The sequence below is a fragment of the Rahnella contaminans genome (assembly GCF_011065485.1).
Classification (GTDB): domain Bacteria; phylum Pseudomonadota; class Gammaproteobacteria; order Enterobacterales; family Enterobacteriaceae; genus Rahnella; species Rahnella contaminans.
Genome location: NZ_JAADJS010000002.1, coordinates 700392 through 719144, shown reverse-complemented (window position 1 = coordinate 719144; position 18753 = coordinate 700392). Strand labels below are relative to the sequence as shown.

19 protein-coding genes and 1 other RNA gene are annotated in these 18753 nt (G+C 51.6%); 9 read left to right on the top strand and 11 right to left on the bottom strand.

Annotation, left to right across the window (positions count from 1 at the left end):
- On the top strand, positions 1-141 hold the full coding sequence (gene ykgO, locus GW579_RS12440; RefSeq protein ID WP_095924976.1) for a type B 50S ribosomal protein L36: 141 nt from the start codon (positions 1-3) through the stop codon (positions 139-141).
- 120 nt (positions 142-261) lie between these two features.
- Here the strand turns inward: ykgO and GW579_RS12435 are convergent, their stop codons facing one another.
- The 3 genes from GW579_RS12435 to GW579_RS12425 are packed head-to-tail and all read right to left on the bottom strand — an operon-like array spanning position 262 to position 2748.
- Positions 262-1140, bottom strand: coding sequence for a metal ABC transporter substrate-binding protein (locus GW579_RS12435; protein ID WP_152328028.1), 879 nt, complete (start codon positions 1138-1140; stop codon positions 262-264).
- Positions 1141-1165: 25 nt separating this feature from the next.
- On the bottom strand, positions 1166-2023 hold the full coding sequence (locus tag GW579_RS12430) for a metal ABC transporter permease (protein ID WP_165059320.1): 858 nt from the start codon (positions 2021-2023) through the stop codon (positions 1166-1168).
- Positions 2020-2748 (bottom strand): metal ABC transporter ATP-binding protein, encoded by a 729-nt coding sequence (locus GW579_RS12425; RefSeq protein ID WP_193333209.1) that lies wholly within the window; start codon positions 2746-2748, stop codon positions 2020-2022. Before GW579_RS12425 ends, GW579_RS12430 begins: the two co-directional genes overlap by 4 nt.
- Positions 2749-3132: 384 nt before the next feature.
- Between GW579_RS12425 and GW579_RS12420 the strand changes: the two genes are divergently transcribed.
- The 3 genes from GW579_RS12420 (at position 3133) to GW579_RS12410 (ending at position 4335) form a co-directional block, all read left to right on the top strand.
- Entirely contained in the window at positions 3133-3486 is a 354-nt protein-coding gene (locus tag GW579_RS12420) for a hypothetical protein (protein ID WP_165059318.1), read from the top strand.
- 231 nt (positions 3487-3717) lie between these two features.
- Positions 3718-4086, top strand: coding sequence for an Hha toxicity modulator TomB (tomB, locus tag GW579_RS12415; RefSeq protein WP_104923047.1), 369 nt, complete (start codon positions 3718-3720; stop codon positions 4084-4086).
- A 45-nt stretch (positions 4087-4131) separates the two neighbouring features.
- The gene (locus GW579_RS12410) at positions 4132-4335 is read left to right on the top strand and encodes an HHA domain-containing protein (protein WP_013576617.1); all 204 of its coding nucleotides are present in this window, start codon (positions 4132-4134) and stop codon (positions 4333-4335) included.
- Positions 4336-4418: 83 nt separating this feature from the next.
- Here the strand turns inward: GW579_RS12410 and GW579_RS12405 are convergent, their stop codons facing one another.
- Positions 4419-5366, bottom strand: a complete 948-nt coding sequence (locus GW579_RS12405; protein ID WP_152327888.1) for a LysR family transcriptional regulator — start codon at positions 5364-5366, stop codon at positions 4419-4421.
- 139 nt (positions 5367-5505) lie between these two features.
- Between GW579_RS12405 and GW579_RS12400 the strand changes: the two genes are divergently transcribed.
- Both GW579_RS12400 and GW579_RS12395 read left to right on the top strand, forming a co-directional pair.
- Positions 5506-7293 (top strand): adenine deaminase, encoded by a 1788-nt coding sequence (locus GW579_RS12400; protein ID WP_165059316.1) that lies wholly within the window; start codon positions 5506-5508, stop codon positions 7291-7293.
- A gap of 73 nt (positions 7294-7366) precedes the next feature.
- Positions 7367-8716 carry an NCS2 family permease gene (locus GW579_RS12395; protein ID WP_165059314.1) on the top strand — a complete coding sequence of 450 codons (1350 nt, stop codon included), beginning with the start codon at positions 7367-7369 and terminating at the stop codon, positions 8714-8716.
- A 128-nt stretch (positions 8717-8844) separates the two neighbouring features.
- Here GW579_RS12395 and ffs read toward each other — a convergent pair.
- An RNA gene (gene ffs / locus GW579_RS12390) (signal recognition particle sRNA small type) lies at positions 8845-8941 on the bottom strand.
- 194 nt (positions 8942-9135) lie between these two features.
- On the opposite strand from ffs, the gene GW579_RS12385 reads away from it, so the two are divergent.
- Complete coding sequence (locus GW579_RS12385; protein WP_165059312.1) at positions 9136-9444, top strand: MGMT family protein; 309 nt, start codon at positions 9136-9138, stop codon at positions 9442-9444.
- Positions 9445-9504: 60 nt separating this feature from the next.
- Here the strand turns inward: GW579_RS12385 and GW579_RS12380 are convergent, their stop codons facing one another.
- On the bottom strand, positions 9505-10083 hold the full coding sequence (locus tag GW579_RS12380; protein ID WP_165059310.1) for a YbaY family lipoprotein: 579 nt from the start codon (positions 10081-10083) through the stop codon (positions 9505-9507).
- 246 nt (positions 10084-10329) lie between these two features.
- Between GW579_RS12380 and tesB the strand changes: the two genes are divergently transcribed.
- Complete coding sequence (tesB, locus tag GW579_RS12375; RefSeq protein ID WP_165059308.1) at positions 10330-11196, top strand: acyl-CoA thioesterase II; 867 nt, start codon at positions 10330-10332, stop codon at positions 11194-11196.
- A 127-nt stretch (positions 11197-11323) separates the two neighbouring features.
- On the opposite strand, the gene amtB is transcribed toward tesB, so the two are convergent.
- From amtB to GW579_RS12350, 5 genes are all read right to left on the bottom strand, one after another.
- The gene (gene amtB, locus GW579_RS12370; RefSeq protein ID WP_101075501.1) at positions 11324-12613 is read right to left on the bottom strand and encodes an ammonium transporter AmtB; all 1290 of its coding nucleotides are present in this window, start codon (positions 12611-12613) and stop codon (positions 11324-11326) included.
- A gap of 85 nt (positions 12614-12698) precedes the next feature.
- Positions 12699-13037 carry a P-II family nitrogen regulator gene (gene glnK / locus GW579_RS12365; protein ID WP_009639071.1) on the bottom strand — a complete coding sequence of 113 codons (339 nt, stop codon included), beginning with the start codon at positions 13035-13037 and terminating at the stop codon, positions 12699-12701.
- A 342-nt stretch (positions 13038-13379) separates the two neighbouring features.
- Positions 13380-15179: a SmdB family multidrug efflux ABC transporter permease/ATP-binding protein gene (locus tag GW579_RS12360; RefSeq protein WP_152327883.1), complete on the bottom strand. Its 1800-nt coding sequence runs from the start codon at positions 15177-15179 to the stop codon at positions 13380-13382.
- Positions 15172-16944, bottom strand: coding sequence for a SmdA family multidrug ABC transporter permease/ATP-binding protein (locus tag GW579_RS12355; protein ID WP_165059307.1), 1773 nt, complete (start codon positions 16942-16944; stop codon positions 15172-15174). The genes GW579_RS12360 and GW579_RS12355 overlap by 8 nt, the downstream gene beginning before the upstream one ends.
- Positions 16945-17079: 135 nt before the next feature.
- Positions 17080-17535 (bottom strand): Lrp/AsnC family transcriptional regulator, encoded by a 456-nt coding sequence (locus GW579_RS12350; RefSeq protein ID WP_104923057.1) that lies wholly within the window; start codon positions 17533-17535, stop codon positions 17080-17082.
- Between the two features lie 120 nt (positions 17536-17655).
- Here GW579_RS12350 and GW579_RS12345 point away from each other — a divergent pair, with 120 nt between their 5' ends.
- Positions 17656-18699: a PLP-dependent cysteine synthase family protein gene (locus GW579_RS12345; RefSeq protein ID WP_165059305.1), complete on the top strand. Its 1044-nt coding sequence runs from the start codon at positions 17656-17658 to the stop codon at positions 18697-18699.
- Positions 18700-18753: the final 54 nt, after the last annotated feature.

Genomic DNA, 18753 nt, shown 5'->3' with positions numbered 1-18753 from the left:
ATGCAGGTTCTCAGTTCATTACGTTCAGCTAAAAACCGACATCCGGATTGCCGCGTAGTCCGTCGTAAAGGCCGGATTTATGTGATTTGTAAAAGTAATCCACGCTTCAAAGCGGTACAGGGTAAAAAGAAGAAACGTTAATATTTTCTGCTGGCCCGTTTACCCATAAAACAAAAGCCCCGCCGCTTGCCCGACGGGGCTTTTTCTATGATTAAGACATGATGTAAACCTCCCCACAGTATGACCGTGAGGAGGGAAATCTTATTTCATGCTGGCGACAATCGTCTCAACGTTATGCTTGAACGCTTTCACATAAGTCGTTGCCGGACCTTGCGGGCCTGACAATGCTTCCGGATACAACTCTCCACCCGGTTGCGCCCCGCTGGCAGCAGCAATCTGCTTCACCAGACGTGGATCGGTTTGGTTCTCGATGAAGTAAGTTTTCACTTTCTCTTCTTTAATCTGCTTAATCAGTGAAGCCACACCACTGGCGCTGGCTTCCGCTTCGGTAGAAAAACCGACCGGAGCCATAAAGCTGACGTGATATTCCTGACCGAAATAACCAAATGCGTCATGACTGGTCAGCACTTTACGTTTTGACTGAGGGATACCGGTGAATTCCGTTTTCGCCCAGGCATCCAGCTTTTGTAACTGCTCAATGTAAGCCGTGCCGCGCTGGCGGAAATAATCCGCATCTTCCGGATCGGCTTTGATCAGCGCATTCATCACATTAGTCGCGTAAATCACGCCGTTCGCCATGCTGTTCCAGGCATGAGGATCGGTGATTTGCTTACCGTCTTCTTCCATCTTGCGGGAATTAACACCTTCAGATGCCGTTACCAGATGGCCTTTATAACCGGAAGCTTTCACCAGTCGATCAATCCACCCTTCCAGCCCCAAACCGCTGACAAACACGACGTCAGACGCATTGATGGCTTTGCTGTCTTTCGGTGAAGGTTCAAAACTGTGCGGATCACCATCCGGCCCGACTAACGTCGTAACCTTAACGTGTTCGCCCCCGACTTCCTGAACGATGTCACCCAGAATAGAAAAACTGGCTACCGCGTCTACGGTTTTCGCCATTGCCAGCGGGCTCGACAGCAGGGCAGCTACTGCGAGTGATACAGGTAATACTTTCATCATGTCCCCTTAATAGTGGTACTTCTTAACAACGCGACGCCGTTAACATCCCGCCGCGCTTTCCAAATAAAACTGAAATAAAGAAAATAACGGTCGCGCTCAGCACAATCGCCGGTCCCGCCGGCAACGATGCGTAATAAGACCAGATCAGCCCTACCACGCTGGCGATGACACCAATGATCATGGCGCTCAGTAAGGTATGCGGTAAATCCCGTGCCCAGAAACGTGCGCTGGCCGCAGGCAGCATCATTAAACCGACTGACATCAGCGTGCCGAGGATCTGGAAACCGGCAACCAGATTGATGACGACCAGCGCCAGAAAAATACCGTGGATCGCCGCCAGCCATTTCCCGGCGCTGACACGAAGAAATAAAGCGTCGAAAGATTCAATCACCAGCGCGCGATAAATACAGGCCAGCACCAGCAATGACAGACTGGTGATAATGCCGACCATAATCATGGCGGAAGAATCGATGGCCAGAATAGAACCGAACAAAACGTGCAGAAGGTCGACGCTCGAGCCGCGCAGCGAAACCAGCGTGACGCCGAGCGCCAGCGAGCCGAGATAAAATCCGGCAAAACTGGCGTCTTCTTTAAGCTGCGTTCTGCGGCTCACCAGCCCGGATAACATGGCAACCGCCAGCCCTGCAATAAACCCGCCGATCCCCATTGCGACCAGCGACATACCCGAAATCAGATAGCCGATAGCGGCACCGGGCAATACCGCGTGCGAAAGTGCATCGCCGACCAGACTCATACGACGTAATAACAGGAAAACGCCCAACGGCGTGGCGCTGATTGATAATGCGATACAGGCGATTAAGGCGCGGCGCATAAAGCCGAATTCAATAAAGGGATCGGCCAGCAAATGAAAAAGCATCATGAATTTGCGACTCCCGCCGCCAGAGAGAAAGGTTCTGCCGAGACGCAGGCATGCGCCTGATGAGGAAAATGTCCGAGAACGTCGTGCGCACTTCCCCACAGATTTTGGCTTGCGCTGAGATAAAGCACATGGGGAAAATGCCGGGCAACCATAGAGATGTCGTGTAAAACTGCGATCACGGTTTTACCTTCCTGATGCCACTGCGCAATGACTTTCAGCAGCAGTTCAGTCGTCTGGCTGTCGATGCCGGTAAACGGCTCATCGAGCATAATTAACGGCGCCTGCTGAACCAGCAAACGCGCGAACAACGTGCGCTGCAACTGTCCGCCGGAAAGCGAACCCACAGGAAGCAGTGACATTTCTGTCATGCCGACAGTATCTAACGCCTTTGCCACCGCCGCCGCAGACTGGCGGTTAATTCCGCCAAACAAACCACTTTGCGGCCAGCAGCCCATAGCGACCAGATCAAAGACGCTGATAGGAAATCCGCGATCCAGTTCGGCCTGCTGCGGTAAATACGCCAGCCGCGGACGTTTGCCACTGGTAAACGTAATATCGCCCGCCACAGACTGTTGCAGCCCTGCGAGTGTTTTTAGAAACGTCGATTTCCCTGCACCGTTCGCGCCGATAATGGCCGTCAGTGAACCACTTCGAAACTGCCCGTTCAACGGCATGGCAACCGCATGCCGGTCATAACCGACTTCGACATTATTAACAAAAATCATGGTAGTGAAATCGCCCAATAAATCGCAGCCCATAAAACAACGAGCACAGCCAGTACCGCAACGCAGCGTACCGGCGAAGAAAGCGTAAAGAGTGTTTTAGTCATGGCCCCTCCATTCGTTACAATATAACATCACAAACCAAACTGCAGAGCAATACGTGAACTGTTTCAGTTTTTTACCGGCTGGAGGATTTCAGCCGGTGCCCTGGCACCGAATTGCGGGCAAAAATGTCAGAAAAGGGTAAAAATTGATGTGCTGATGATAATTTTCATGAGAATCAGAAAGTTATAAAATTTCTGTCAGGTTTTTTTTTTCACTGGTCAAAACACATCCTGTTAAAAATGTGCAATAATGAAAAGGTAAGTGAGTAAGAGGTAATTACTGTTGAAGAAAATCATCCCTTACGATATTAATGAGAAAATTCTATCTCCTCAGGTACTGCAACAGATAATTGAATGCACTTTATCTGAAATTGAAGCACCTTTAATTGGGGATTTACGTTATTTCTCAGAAAATGCGCAGTATGAACCGAGTTCTTTGCAAATCGTGTCAATAACACAAATTGACAAAAACTATTATTCAATGACTTACCGTTTCCGCTGGACAGTCTTCAATGGCTGCCTGGACATTAATGCCGAAGAGTTCATGACGCAAAGTGTCACATTCCATGTAAAACCTGAGGGTTTGGAGTTTGATATAATTGAATTGAACAAAGGAACGACGGCCGACGAATTGTAAGTTTGAGTAATACGTTTGCACAGCTTTCTGAAAATGAATTATATTTAAATTACTGGCTGTATATAAATTGAGTAAACCTCCGTTCAAAGACATTGTCCTATGTAAGGGTCTTTGAAATTTTAGTAAGTTCATAGCGTTTGTAGTGAGAGCCGTTTTCTGTAAGCCACCAAGTTTTGTTGTTTACTCACAGAGTGTTATCAACACCGAATAAACCATTACGGAGGGGATGATATGGATGAGTACTCGCCTAAGCGGCACGATATCGCTCAGTTACGCTACCTGAATGAAATGTTGTACGATGAAGGAATTGCGACACTGGGTGACAGTCACCATGGCTGGGTCAACGACCCGACTTCGGCTGTAAACCTGCAGCTCAATGAACTGATTGAACACATTGCGTCTTTCGTGATGAGTTTTAAAATTAAGTATCCGGACGATACCCATTTAAGTGACCTGGTTGAAGAGTATCTGGATGATACCTACACCCTGTTCAGTAATTATGGAATTAACGATTCTGACTTGCGCCAATGGCAGAAAACCAAGAAGCGACTATTCAGAATGTTCTCAGGGGACTACATCTGTACCCTGATGAAGACTTGAGTAATAATTTATATGCAGTCATCAGATAAAAATGAAAAGGCGAAGATGAACAAAATCGACTATTTGATGCGTTTAAGAAAATGCACCACTATTGATACACTTGAACGTGTTATTGAAAAAAATAAGTACGAACTTTCCGACGATGAACTCGAATTGTTTTACTCGGCGGCAGACCATCGTTTAGCGGAGCTGACGATGAACAAGCTTTACGATAAAATCCCGGTATCCGTTTGGAAGTTTGTACGTTGATCGATAAAGTTGGGTCGAAATAACTTTCGGCCCAATGCTTATTATTTATACAAAATAACGTTAGCGTTATTTAACAATTTCTTTCAGATAATTCTCTCTGCGTTCTGTTTGATCTGGTTGTGAAATGTCTGCAAAAGAAACTGAAAACATTGTTCAGTTTTCGGCGATCTCAATGGCGCGGGTTTACGCATCATCGCTACCGTGCGGCTTAATGTCGGCTGTTGCAAATGAATCACTGTTAATTCGTCATCATTAAGCGTTGCCGTATATAACTCTGGTAATATTGCCACCGCCAGTCGCGAACGCACTAAACCATACAGTGTTTCCTGAAAATCCACACGATAACCCACACGCAAATTCAGACGATGGCTTTCAATAAGCGATGTCACCAGCCTGCTCACATTCCCCTTTGAAAACATAGCAATATCCCTTTTTGCCAGTTGTCGCCATGGAATATTATGCCCTTCTGCCAGTGCATCATCGCACCGCATCACTGCCACAAAAGGATCCTCAAGCAGAGGATAAATCGCTACAGAACCCGGCACAGTACTGTCGGTTGCGCCGATACCAAAATCCACGGAACCGTTATCAAGTTCCAGTAATAAAGCATCGTTTGTCAGGTCGTGAAATTCCACACGCATGTCAGGGAAATATTCGGATAATAATTGCGGCACAGCAGGAAATAACAATGTACTGACCGAAGGCACAAGCCCGATACGCAAAGTCCCGTCTCCCCCCTCCCGCATAATTTGCTGCATATCATCGAATACGCCATGCGCTGTATTCAATAAGCGCTCTGCATATGGCAAAACAGCTTCGCCCTGCTCTGTCAGGCTCACGCCCTGCGCAGTCCGGTGCAACAACTTTCCGCCCAGCACCGATTCAATTTGCCGCAGAGCACTGCTCAGCGCGGGCTGACTAATTGCCAGTCGGTTCGCCGTTTCTGTAAAACTGCGCAACTGCGCGAGCGTGACAAAATACTGGATTTGCTTGAGCGAGAGTGCAGGCAACCGGCGCCAGGGTTCAGACATATATGCAGCCATTCCGCGAAAAATAGAAAACGTTTGCTCAGCATAACCGCATCTTATACACGGATAAAATAATTCATCTGTGCAAAGCCGTTTCCTCTGCCTACATTAGCCCGATAACACTGCAAATCCGGATTCTGAAATGACCGATAACATCACTTCTGCTTCCCTGCGCCAGCGGGCTGTGAGCGCTGCGTTAGGGAAAATTCCTTTCGACCGTCTTCTGATAAACGCAAAAATCATCGATATGGTGACGGGAGAAATTCGTGAAGCCGACGTCGGGATCACCGGCAATATGATTGCCAGCGTTCATCCGCGCGGAAAATTCGCGCAGGCAAGCAACATTGATGATTTATCAGGGCATTATTTGTCGCCGGGCTTTATCGATACACACGTCCATATTGAAAGCTCACATCTGCCGCCGGAAAAATACGCTGAAATCGTCGTCGCTCAGGGCACCACTACGGTGTTCTGGGATCCGCATGAACTGGCGAATGTGTTGGGCGTGCCGGGCGTTCAGTACGCCGTACAGGCCAGCCGGAATTTGCCCTTGCGGGTGATTTGCGCAGCGCCTTCCAGCGTGCCGTCAACGCCGGGGCTGGAAATGTCCGGCGCTGATTTCAAAGGTCAGGAAATGCAGACCATGCTGAGCTGGCCAGAGGTGGCGGGCGTGGCCGAAGTCATGGACATGTACGGCGTGCTCAACGGCAGCGAGAGAATGCTTGAGATCCTTGATGCCGGAATTAATAGCGGCAAGCTGATTGAAGGCCACGCGCGCGGTCTGAAGGACGAGCAGCTGCAGGCGTATCTGGCGGCGGGCGTCACTTCCGATCACGAACTGACTTCCGCAGAAGATGCTCTCGAAAAATTACGCGCCGGTCTGACGCTTCAGATCCGTGGCTCGCATCCTTATCTTTTGCCGGATATCGCCGCCGCGTTGCTCGCGCTCCCGCATTTGTCCTCGCAAATTACATTGTGTACCGATGATGTTCCGCCAGACCATTTGCTGGAAAAAGGCGGACTTATCGCACTGATTAAACTCCTGATCTCTTACGGTTTACGCGTGGAAGACGTTTTGCGAATGGCCACGTTCAATGCCGCTATCCGGATGAAACGTTCAGATTTAGGGCTGATCGCCTCAGGCCGTACCGCTGACATTATCGCTTTCGATTCGCTTGAAAATCTGCACCCGGAAGCCGTGTACGTTGCCGGCGTTCGCGTTGCCAGAAACGGCAAACTTCTGTTTACGCCAGCTGCAGCCAGCGGCGTGGTTCCTCCCCGCGATACGATGCAACTTAAGCCGCTCAGCGAAGATGATTTCCGCCTGAAAATACCCGGTCTGAGCAGCGGTAAAGCGCGTCTGCGCAACATCAAAGGCGCCCGGTTTACACAGTGGAGCGAAGTCACGGTCAGCGTGCAGGACGGTACCGTTCAGCTTCCGGAAGGCTTCAGCCTGATTTGGGTTCAGCATCGCCACGGACGGCACGACGCAACGCCAAAAATGGCTCTGCTTGAAGGTTGGGGAGAATTGCGCGGTGCGATTGCTACGTCTTACTCGCACGATTCACACAATCTGGTGGTGATCGGCCGTGAACCTGCCGACATGACGCTGGCGGCAAACCAACTTATCGCCAGCGGCGGCGGCATGGCCCTGAGTCAGCACGGCAAGCTTCTGGCCAAAATTGAGATGCCGATTGCCGGAATGCTCTCCGACTTACCCGCAGAGCAGCTGGCAAAAGAATTTAAGAATCTGCGCGAACTCAGCGCACAGGTCGCTGACTGGGAGCCGCCTTATCGCGTCTTCAAAGCCATCGAAGGCACCTGTCTGGCGTGTAATGCAGGGCCACACTTAACCGACTTAGGCCTGACCGACGGTGGTTTACGTGAAATCGTCGATCCGGTTCTGGAAATCTGGCCGGATAACGTCTGAGTCGTTCTCAGCGCTAAAACACAAAAATGATAGCAAACACAACATTATAAAAAGCATTTCCAGGGGAGTTTGTATGAGTGAAAGTTCGGTAAAAAATGTTGCACCTGCGACTGAAGGCGGCTGGCTGGAACGCCGCTTTCAGTTACGCCAGCGCCAGACCAAAGTCAAAACGGAATGTCTGGCCGGAATAACCGGATTTCTGGCCGCGGCATATCTGCTGGTCGTTATCCCGGGATTGCTGGCGGTGGGCGGAATGGACAAAGGCGCGGCTACCACGGGCGTGATTGTGGTGTTTGTTCTCGGTTCTTTGCTGATGGCCTTTTACGCCAACCTGCCGTTTATGGTCGGCCCGGGGATTGGTGGCTCGGTTCTGGTCGGCATTACGCTGGCTGGCGACGGCGTCACCTGGCCGGTCGCGCTGGGTATCGCCTGCTGGTCTGGGATTTTGTTTTTTATCATGACCGTGTTCGGCCTGCGCGAAATTGTCACCCGCTCGGTTCCGCAGTCGATCAAATTAGGGCTGACGGCGTCCATCGGGATTTTTGTCGCCCTTCTCGGCTTTCGTAATGCCGGGCTGGTGATGGCGAACGCAAAAACATCGGCTCTCGGATTGGGGGATTTTACTGTACCGGGTGCGCTAATTGCCCTGCTTGGATTGCTGGTTGCCATCGGATTACAGGCGAGAAAAGTGCCGGGTGCCATTCTGTGGGCCATTTTGCTGGCGACAGTTGCGGGTATTCCGTTCGGCGTCACGCATCTGCCTGAACACTGGCTTTCCCTGCCACACTCTGTCGCACCGCTTTTCGGTAAAGTTGATCTGGCAGGCGCAATCAATATCGCTTTCCTGCCGTTTCTGTTTATCTTTTTTGCATCTGAATTTTTTTCAACGATGGGCACGACTCTGGCCGTCGGCGGCGAGGCCGGATTGCTGGATGAGCATGGCAACATGAAACACATCAACCGGCCTTTCATGGTGGATTCGATTGCCGCCGCACTGGGGCCGGTTGTCGGCATTCCTGCGGCGACGGCGCTGATTGAATCTTCCGCCGCGGCCGAAGCAGGGGGGAAAACCGGTCTGACAGCGCTGGCCGCAGCGGTCATGTTCCTGCTGATGCTGTTATTCACGCCGGTTGCGCTGATGATCCCCAAGGAAGCCACCGCGCCAGCGCTGATTCTGATCGGCCTGAATATGTTCAGTAACCTGCGAAAAGTTGATCTGGGCAACTTCACCGATGCGTTACCGGTGCTGATGATGGTCATGATCACGCTGATTTCGAACAGCTTCGGCACCGGTATCGCCGGCGGATTACTGTTTTACATCCTCATTAAAATCGTGGCCGGAAAAGGGCGCGAAGTCCCGCTGGGGTTGTATATTCTGGCTGTTCCGCTGGTGTACTACTTCGCCACGCTGGTACATCATTGATTTCATTTCACCTGATAACGGGCGCGAAAATACCTTGCCCGTTGTTTTAAGGCTGACGCAAAATTTATCTCAAAGAGTGAACGGGTTAGCAGAAGAGGTAAAACGGGAGGGCCTGAAATTGGTGGAGGCCCTGCCAGCTACATCCCGGCACACACGACACCTGCCATGGCTGCTTCCTTCCGGACCTGACCGAGTTAACAAGTTAGTGTTGCGGGAGAACCAACAGGGCCCCCATTGTCGTTATTGGCCCCGCGTCTCTGTACAAGAGAATCGAAGCGGTGGGCATTATCTGTGATGACCAGAGCAAAAGCAAGTTAACCGCCGACAACCGTTGTTTTCTTAAACAATACGCCTGAATCAGGCCGGACAGAACCCCGATTTTTACGTCATACTGTCCGGCAAACACTGAGGAGGATGTCATGTCGGACCCCGATAACTTTCGCCAGCGCGTATTTCAGATTATCGCCGCCATCCCAACCGGACAAGTCACCACATACGGTAACGTGGCGCAGCTCGCAGGATCTCCGCGTGCGGCACGTCAGGTCGGCGGCGTACTCAAGAAACTTCCGGAAGGCAGCACCCTTCCCTGGCATCGCGTGATTAACCGCCACGGCGAGATTTCCCTGCAAGGCGAAGATTTTAAACGTCAACGTCAGGCGTTACTGGCTGAAGGGATTGTCTTTAAGAAAGGCAAAGTCGATTTAGAGAAATACGGCTGGAAATGGTAGAACTGCGCCCATAAAAAAGCACCGCCGGAGCGGTGCCTGAGTGCGCAGACAGCCTTTACATCAGTAAGTTGACTGTGATGGCACTGCGCTGATCGGTGCCGGCGAAGTGCCCAGCCCCGGAGTAGACGGGTTGCTGAGCGGACCTGAAGCATCCGGCTTGGTGGCAACCGGTACGGCGACAACCGGCACAAGTTGCAGGTCGGCACGGGTGCCCTGACCATGGTTAATCACTTCCTTAATGCTGTCGGTGACGAAGGTCATCTGACCATTAACGGTCACCGCTGCGCTCAGGAGGACGCGGGCATTTGGCGCAATTTCCTGCGGGTTATACGGCAGGATAAACGTAAACGGCGCCTGTTTACCCTGGGTTCTTGCGACTTTCTGTGAAATCACGCGTGAAGGCGCATCCGCCAGAGACGCATCAGACAATGTGACGGTCAGAACCGCATCAGGCGGTAAAGCCACTCGCTGATTGATAAACACGCTACCAGACACATTTGGGCCGGTGATCGCAGGTTCGGTCGACGGACTGGCCGCCGTATTAACAGGGGGCTGTTGCGCTGGGTCCTGGTGGTGCGGTGCGCACCCGGCAAGAGTCAGAGACAGCGCGGTTCCACCTACTATCTGCCAAAGTTTCATTGATCGTACTCCCTTTTTATTAGTCGCTTGTCGACAAGCTGTAATAAACGCCGACGATGAATTTAGTGACTTTAACCAGCTTACCTATTAATCATGGCACAAAAATCTGAAGTTTTCCTCCCGACGACAAAACAGGGCTTCTGAGCATCAGGAAGATCCACTATGATTAACAGGTTAGACCTGTGCCGGAGACCGCATTTTTTTTCCGCCCGGCATGCATCAGCCGGTAACTTTCATGAGGCCACTATGAGTCAGGCATTAAAAAATCTGCTGGATCTTTTAGATCTGGAAAAAATCGAAGAAGGGCTGTTTCGTGGTCAAAGTGAAGATCTGGGTTTACGTCAGGTCTTTGGTGGTCAGGTTGTCGGTCAGGCGCTGTATGCCGCCAAACAAACCGTACCGGTCGATCGTGGTATTCATTCGTTTCACAGTTACTTTTTGCGCCCGGGCGACAGCAGCAAACCGATTATTTATGACGTTGAAATCCTGCGCGACGGCAACAGTTTCAGCGCCCGTCGGGTGAAAGCCGTACAGCACGGCAAGCCAATTTTTTATATGACGGCTTCTTTTCAGAGTCAGGAAGAAGGTTTTGAGCACCAAAATACGATGCCGGACGTGCCACCGCCGGAATCACTGGTGTCGGAATCCGATATTGCTAAAAATCTGGCGCATCTTATTCCGGAAAAATTCCGCGAAAAATTCATCGGCCATAAGCCAATCGAGATGCGCCCGGTGAAATTCCACAACCCGCTGAAAGGCAGTGTTGAAGAGCCGCACCGTGCCGTGTGGTTCCGCGCGAACGGCGAAATGCCTGACGATCTGCGGATCCACCAGTATTTGCTGGGCTACGCGTCTGATTTCAATTTCCTTCCCACCGCGCTACAACCTCACGGCATTGGCTTCCTGGAGCCGGGAATGCAGGTGGCGACCATCGACCATTCGATGTGGTTCCACCGCCCTTTCCGCATGGACGACTGGCTGCTGTATGCCGTTGAAAGCACCTCAGCTTCCGGCGCCCGCGGTTTTGTGCGCGGCCAGTTCTATACGCGTGAAGGGGTTTTAGTGGCCTCTACGGTGCAGGAAGGCGTGATCCGCCAAAGACCGGTCGAGTAAATCCGCTATTACGCAAAATCAGACATAAAAAAGGGGCGACAGTGATATCGCCCCTTCTGTTTTTTCATCTTTATTATTTTATACTGCTTAATTAGAGAGTTAGCGCACTACTTTCTCTGAAATCAGCTTACTGGTTGTAAGCATTCTCGCCGTGGCTGTTCACGTCCAGACCTTCACGTTCCTGCTCTTCAGGAACACGCAGACCTACAATCATGTCAGCCACTTTGTAACCGATGAAGGCCACAACGCCAGACCAGACCAGCGTAACGCAGACGCTGAAGAACTGAACCCAGACCTGATGGCCCATGGTGACGCCTTCTGCATAACCCACACCGCCCAGAGAGCTGGAAGTGAATACGCCAGTCAGCAGACAACCTACGATACCGCACACGCCGTGGACACCGAAAACGTCACAGGTATCGTCCACACGCAGCCATTTTTTCAGGGTAACCACACCCCAAAGACCGGTAATGCCGCCTACCAGACCGATAATCAGAGCACCGCCCACGCCAACAGTACCGCACGCCGGGGTGATAGCAACCAGACCTGCGATAGCACCGGAGCTTGCGCCCAGCAGAGAAGGCTTACCGCGAACCATCCACTCAACCAGCGTCCAGGACAGGATTGCACCTGCGGTCGCAATAACGGTGTTGAGGAATGCCAGGGCTGCAATGGAGCTCGCCGCGCTTGCCGAACCGGCGTTGAAGCCGAACCAGCCCACGTACAGGATTGAAGCGCCGGTGAAGACCATCGGCAGGTTGTGTGGTTTGAACGCTTCTTTACCAAAGCCTGCGCGTTTGCCCAGCAGATATGCACCCACCAGACCTGCGATAGCGGCGTTGATGTGAACAACCGTACCACCCGCGAAGTCCAGCGCGCCATCAGCCGCCAGGAAGCCGCCCGCCCACACCATGTGAGCCATCGGGATGTAAGAGAAGGTCAGCCAGATCACAGTGAAAATCAGCACCGCAGAGAAACGAACACGTTCAGCGATACCGCCCACAATCAGCGCTACAGTGATGCAGGCGAAAGAGCATTGGAACGCAACGTGAATCATCTGGGAGAAGGTGCCCGTGACTGAATCCAGGCCGATGCCTTTCATCATCACATTGCTGAAGCCGCCGAAGAAGGCGTTACCTTCACTGAATGCGAGGCTGTAGCCATAAAGGATCCACAGAACACAAACCAGCGCGAAGGTCACGATAACCTGAGTCAGCATGGACAGAACGTTCTTAGAACGCAGTAAGCCGCCGTAGAACAATGCCACGCCAGGTACAGTCATAAACAGTACCAAGGCAGTACAGATCATCATAAATGCGTTGTCAGCACCGTTTGCGGCTGCCGGTGCTGCTGCCATGGCAAGCGAAGGCAGCAATGCAACCGCGCCAAGCCCCATCATGGATAAAAGTTTTTTCATTATTAACCCACCCCTGTTTCTCAAAACTGTTTTTTCTAACCTGATTTATATCAAAGCGATTTATATCAGAGATAAAGGCCTGAAATTACAGTGCTGCTTCGTCAGTTTCACCCGTACGGATACGGATGACGCGTTGCAATTCTGCAACGAAAATTTTGCCATCACCGATCTTGCCGGTGTAGGCCGCTTTGCTAATCACGTCGATCACTTCATCCAGCTGATCGTCAGCGATAGCAATGTCGATTTTTACTTTTGGCAGGAAGTTCACGCTGTATTCCGCACCGCGATACAACTCAGCGTGACCTTTCTGACGGCCGAAACCTTTAACTTCCGTTACGGTCAGCCCCTGAATTCCAACAGCAGACAGTGCTTCACGCACGTCTTCCAGCTTAAAAGGTTTGATCACCACAGTAACCAGCTTCATATTGCCACTCCTCGAATTAAGGGCTTGCCGCGAGAAACCTCGCGCCCGATACGGAATGGTTAAAGCAAAGGGTGTGCCAGAGTTGAAATCACGCAAATATTCATGCGATTCCCGCGTAATACGGCATTTTCAGATTATTCGTGACCCGGCGCACAGTTGTGAGGCCGTATTCAGCCTGACCCCATGCGCACCATTTAAGTGCCTGTCGCTACCTTTTAGTGCAGAGAAAGTCAGAGGAACGTTTTGGCTGCATGAATCAGGTGCGTGAGACGCGAAAAGGAGGGATTAAAAGAACAGGAAGAAATGAACTGGCGCAGCAATCAGGCTGCGCCAGCTAAAAGATTATACGTTTTCTGTTGCTGAAATAATCGTACCGGTGGACGCCAGCTCCTGCCCTGCGAGCTGCAACTGATACATCTGATAATAACGGCCTTTTTCTGCCAGAAGCTGAAAATGGTTACCTTGTTCAACCGCCTGACCCCGATGCAATACCAAAATATTATCGGCATCGACAATCGTTGAAAGACGGTGGGCGATCACCACCAGCGTGGTTTGCTGACGGATAGCCCGCAACGCACGCTGAATTGCCTGCTCGGTTCCGGAATCAATATTGGCCGTTGCCTCGTCAAGGATCAGAATCTCAGGCGCCTGCACCAAAACGCGCGCCATCGCCAGCAACTGTTTCTGGCCCACGGAAAGATTATTCCCCTGTTCACCCAGACGCGTATTGAGCCCTTCCGGCATTTCACGCACCAGCGGCGAAAGCTGCACGATGTCCAGCGCGTGCCAGACCTGAGCTTCATCAATATCCCGCCCCAGTGTCACATTGGCGAACACCGATTCCGCCAGCACCACCGGATCCTGCTGAACCATTGCGATACCTTTACGCAGGCTGGTATGCGACAGGTCAGCAAGATTGCGTCCGTCCACGCGGATTTCACCTTTATTGAGCGGGTAATATCCCATCAGCAGATTCGCCAGCGTACTTTTGCCACTACCCGTATGCCCGACCAGCGCTACAAACCCGCGCGACGGAACGTGCAGGGAGATATTTTCCAGTACCCATTTGTCGGGCTGATAAGCGAAGCTGACGTCCCTGACTTCAATTTCTCCGCTGGTGAGTAATTTGTCGTCCGGACCGTATTGTTGCTGGGTTCTGTCCATCAAATCGAAAATACGTTCACCGGCAACAACCGCCTGCTGCAAAATAGATTGCTGCGAAGTCAGTTCGATCAGCGGTTCGTTGAGGCGCCCGAGATAGTTAATGAAGGCATACAACACGCCCACACCAATTGAGCCTTCGGCACTGAATCCGAAAAGCAGCAACAAACCGCACAGAATCAGCGATGAAAACAGGCTGAGCAATGGACGCAGCAGAAAACCTTCCAGCCTCAGCGTTTGCATACGCGCCATGTAGTGCGACTGGCTGGCGCGCGTGAGGCGTTCGCCGAATCTTTTCTGCTGACGAAATTGCTGGATGACGTTCATGCCATTAATGACTTCGTTAAACCCGTCATTAATGTCCGCCAGATAAGCGCGCACCTTGCGGACAACCGGCGTGCTGTAGACCTGATACAGCCCCATCACGACAAATACTGCCGGGAAAATGCAAATAGCCACGGAAGCCAGCCGCCAGTCCAGGCTGAACATCGCGATCAACATTGCGCCAATCAGGGCGATGCTGCGCAACACTGTCGACACCACGGTCACGTATAAATCGCGGATCACTTCAGTATCATTGGTCACACGGGAAATAAGCTGCCCGACCGGCTGGGTATCGAACGCACTGAGCGGCTGCCGGAGTGCGGCGTCCATAACATCGGTACGTAAACGCTGGACCACACCCACGGCGGCACGGTTAAACAATAACGCCTGAAAATAGTGCAGGCTTGCGGCAAGAAATTGCAGGAAGATAAAGCAAAGTGCCAGCAAGCTGACTTTCCCCCAGGGCAACTCCCCTTTCGCGACATAATGATCAATAAAGAAACTGATCAGAATGGGCCCGGTCACTTCCGCCGCGGCAGCAACCCACAACATTATGACAGCATAGGAAAGTGGCTTGCTGTAGGGTTTTCCGTATTTGAGAAGTCGTTTAAGCGTTGGCCATAACTTCTGAATTTTATTCGTTTTTGGTTCAGCCACGTTGTTCCGTCTCCATTTCCTGCGGCACGTCGTCCAGCGCAGCTTCAAGCTGCTGATAGCGGAACATATCCCGGTACCAGCCGGGCTGCGCAACAAGCTGATCGTGATTGCCACGTTGCGAAATGCTTCCATGGTTGAAGACCAAAATTTCGCTTGCTTCGGTCAGGGCAGAAAGGCGGTGTGCGCTGATGATCACCGTGCGGTCACTTCCCCACTGCCGTAAGTTATGCAGGATCTGATGTTCCGTACGACCATCAACTGCCGACAGCGCATCGTCAAGGATCAGGATTTCTGCTTTCATCAGTAACGCACGGGCGATGGAAATACGTTGTTTTTGCCCGCCGGAAAGCATTACGCCGCGCTCACCGACTTCGGTTTCGTATCCCTGGGGCAATCGCAGAATATCGTCATGTACACTGGCAAGCCGCGCCGCTTCTTGAATTTCTTCCTGAGTGGCTTCCGGACGCCCAAGCGCAATGTTTTGCGCCACCGTGTCGGAGAACAGGAAAGGTGTCTGGCTGACAATCGCCAGACGCGCGCGCCAGTTGTCGAGCTGAATGTCTTTAAGAGATAACCCGTGATAGCGCACGTCCCCTTCTGTAACGTCAAACTGACGTTGGAGTAGAGCCAGAAGCGTACTCTTCCCGGAGCCGGTCGGGCCGCACAGTCCGAGCATTTTGCCCGGCTCCAGGGTGAATTCCACAGCATTCAGTGCAGACTGACTATTTTCAGGATACTGGAATCGGGTTATCTGAGCTTCAAGCACGGCCCGGCCAGCCGGTAACGGTTTTGTTCCGTCTGCCACAGCAGGGGCTTCCTGCAACAAACTGCGGATACGGCTGTAGGCCGCACTTCCGCGTTCAACAATATTAAACATCCAGGCCAGCGCCAGCATCGGCCAGATCATCAGCCCGAGATACATCACAAAGCTGGTTAATCCACCGAGCGTCAGGTGACCGTTGACTACCATCCAGCTCCCGCCGCCAATCGCCAACAGGTTTGCCATGCCGATAGACACATATATGGTCGGATCAAAACGCGCATCAACGCGCGCAACGCGCATGTTTTTAGCGCCGGTATCTGCCGCAACATCGGCAAACTGCGAGGACTGATGATTCTCCAGCCCAAAAGCTTTGATCATCCGGATACTGGTGAGGCTTTCCTGCGCCTGATCATTCAGTGAGGAGAACGCCGCCTGCGCCGTTTTGAAACGGGAATGCAGCTGGTCGCCATAACGTTTGATGATGATCGCCATCACCGGCATTGGAACCAGAGAAAGTAGCGTCAGTTCCCAGCTAATCTGCGTTGCCATTACAATCAGCACCGCCAGCCCCATGACCAGCGAATCCACCAGAGTCAGAACGCCCTCGCCGGCTGCAAAGACCACGCGGTCAACGTCGTTGGTTGCACGGGCAATTAAATCGCCAGTGCGATGACGCAGATAAAAGGCCGGATGCTGGCGGCTGAGCTGCCGGAAGAAATCCTGCCGCAGTTCGACAGCAAGCTGATAGGACGCTCCGAATAACAGCACGCGCCAGACGTATCGCAACAAATACACCACAACAGCCGTGCCCAGCATCAGGCCAAGCCACGCGAAAAGCACACTTGCAGACATTTGTTTTGACGTTACGCCATCAATAATTACGCCAACCAGCTTGGGTGGCAGTAATTGCAGGATGGCAATAATGATCAGCAAGCCAACGGCACCCAGATACCGGCGCCATTCGCGTCGGAAGTACCAGCCTAATTGTGCAAACAATCTCACGCAGCGTTTTCCATACAAATAATAATGATTTTATTGAGTTAAACAGGTTTCAGAAACCCTGTTTTCTCTTCAGGACGACAAGGATACCAGAGTTAACATGCGTTTCTGATGAAACTTTTTACTGCAACTTTTGCATTAAATTGGCAATGCGGTCGTCGATTTTATGCGTTCCATCGCAAAACTTGAGGTCACATCGTTCAGTCCTGGAATGCCGTTCACAAGCCGCTTGTAGAAGTTGTCGTAGCTTTTCATATCGGAAACCTGAACCTGGAGTAAATAATCGTATTCCCCTGCCATCCGGTAAAAACCGAGCACTTCGGGAAAGGCTTCCACCTGCTGTACAAATCGCTGATACCACTCACTGTTGTGATGCTGAGTTTTAATCAGGACAAACGCTGTCAGGCTCAGCCCGAGTTTTTCACCATCCAGCAGGGCCACTTTTCCACAAATAATGCCGTCGTCTTCAAGACGTTTTATCCGTTTCCAGCAAGGCGTGGTGGTGAGATTTACCGCTTCGGCCAGTTCATTCAGAGAAAGCGTGCAATCCTTTTGCAATAACGACAACAGCCTGAGGTCAATTTTATCTACCATAACGCACTCCGGGAGAATATTTTTCTACAATACGCGCAGCTCATGGGGTAAAGGGTAACTTATTTCTCTGCCGCTTGCGTTATTCTTAATCCTACAAAACTTCTTCTGCGAGCTCTCATTATGCAAAACGCCTGGGTTAATCACGCTATCAAAGAAATCGACGCGGATTTTCAGCGTTCAGCCGATACACATTTAATTCGTCTCGCCCTGAATGATTTCCCCGGAATTTCGCTGTATCTGAAAGATGAAAGCACGCATCCGTCCGGCAGCCTGAAACATCGTCTGGCGCGTTCCCTGTTTTTGTATGGTCTGTGCAACGGCTGGATACGTGAAAATACGCCGATCATCGAGGCGTCGTCGGGCAGTACGGCTATTTCTGAGGCCTATTTCGCGCGCCTGCTCGGCCTGCCTTTTATTGCCGTGATGCCTGCCTGTACCGCGCCTCGAAAAATTCAGCAAATTGAATTTTATGGCGGCCGCTGCCACTTTGTTGAAAACTCCGGTCAGATTTATGCCGCTTCCGAACTGCTTGCCCGTGAACTGAACGGGCATTACATGGATCAGTTTACCTTTGCTGAGCGCGCTACCGACTGGCGGGGAAACAATAACATCGCTGACAGTATTTTCCGCCAGATGTCCCGCGAGCCGCATCCGGTACCGCGATATCTGGTAATGAGCGCCGGAACAGGCGGCACCTCAGCCACACTGGGGCGTTATATTCGTTATCAGGGGCATAATACCGAACTGGTGGTGGTCGATCCGGAAAACTCAGTATTTTATGATTACTATCAGCAACATGATGCCAGCGTAACTGCGCAATGCAGCAGCCGTATCGAAGGGATTGGCCGCCCGCGCGCCGAGCCTTCTTTTATTCCCAGCGTCATCGACAGCATGATGCAGGTGCCTGATGCGGCCAGCGTCGCGACGCTTCACTGGCTGGAAAAAGTGCTTGGTCGTAAAGTGGGCGGTTCAACCGGAACAAATGTCTGGGGCGCGCTGCAACTGGCTAAACAAATGCGAGAAAATGGCGAGACAGGTTCAATCGTCACGTTACTTTGCGACAGTGGCGAACGTTATCTGAATACCTATTTTGACGAGAACTGGATCGCGAAGAACATCGGGGATATTTCGGTGTACGCACAGCAGCTAGAAGGCCTTAACTGAGGTTTTAGGTTAGCCAACGCACCAGCAGCTTGAAGTATGAAGGAAAAAAGCCGG

Coding starts and splice junctions, on each gene's coding strand:
- tomB (WP_104923047.1), top strand. CDS start 3,718: ATGGATGAGTACTCGCCTAAGCGGCACGATATCGCTCAGTTACGCTAC.
- GW579_RS12435 (WP_152328028.1), bottom strand. CDS start 1,140: ATGAAAGTATTACCTGTATCACTCGCAGTAGCTGCCCTGCTGTCGAGC.
- ykgO (WP_095924976.1), top strand. CDS start 1: ATGCAGGTTCTCAGTTCATTACGTTCAGCTAAAAACCGACATCCGGAT.
- glnK (WP_009639071.1), bottom strand. CDS start 13,037: ATGAAGCTGGTTACTGTGGTGATCAAACCTTTTAAGCTGGAAGACGTG.
- GW579_RS12410 (WP_013576617.1), top strand. CDS start 4,132: ATGAACAAAATCGACTATTTGATGCGTTTAAGAAAATGCACCACTATT.
- GW579_RS12350 (WP_104923057.1), bottom strand. CDS start 17,535: ATGGTAGATAAAATTGACCTCAGGCTGTTGTCGTTATTGCAAAAGGAT.
- GW579_RS12345 (WP_165059305.1), top strand. CDS start 17,656: ATGCAAAACGCCTGGGTTAATCACGCTATCAAAGAAATCGACGCGGAT.
- tesB (WP_165059308.1), top strand. CDS start 10,330: ATGAGTCAGGCATTAAAAAATCTGCTGGATCTTTTAGATCTGGAAAAA.
- GW579_RS12425 (WP_193333209.1), bottom strand. CDS start 2,748: ATGATTTTTGTTAATAATGTCGAAGTCGGTTATGACCGGCATGCGGTT.
- GW579_RS12380 (WP_165059310.1), bottom strand. CDS start 10,083: ATGAAACTTTGGCAGATAGTAGGTGGAACCGCGCTGTCTCTGACTCTT.
- amtB (WP_101075501.1), bottom strand. CDS start 12,613: ATGAAAAAACTTTTATCCATGATGGGGCTTGGCGCGGTTGCATTGCTG.
- GW579_RS12385 (WP_165059312.1), top strand. CDS start 9,136: ATGTCGGACCCCGATAACTTTCGCCAGCGCGTATTTCAGATTATCGCC.
- GW579_RS12400 (WP_165059316.1), top strand. CDS start 5,506: ATGACCGATAACATCACTTCTGCTTCCCTGCGCCAGCGGGCTGTGAGC.
- GW579_RS12405 (WP_152327888.1), bottom strand. CDS start 5,366: ATGTCTGAACCCTGGCGCCGGTTGCCTGCACTCTCGCTCAAGCAAATC.
- GW579_RS12395 (WP_165059314.1), top strand. CDS start 7,367: ATGAGTGAAAGTTCGGTAAAAAATGTTGCACCTGCGACTGAAGGCGGC.
- GW579_RS12430 (WP_165059320.1), bottom strand. CDS start 2,023: ATGATGCTTTTTCATTTGCTGGCCGATCCCTTTATTGAATTCGGCTTT.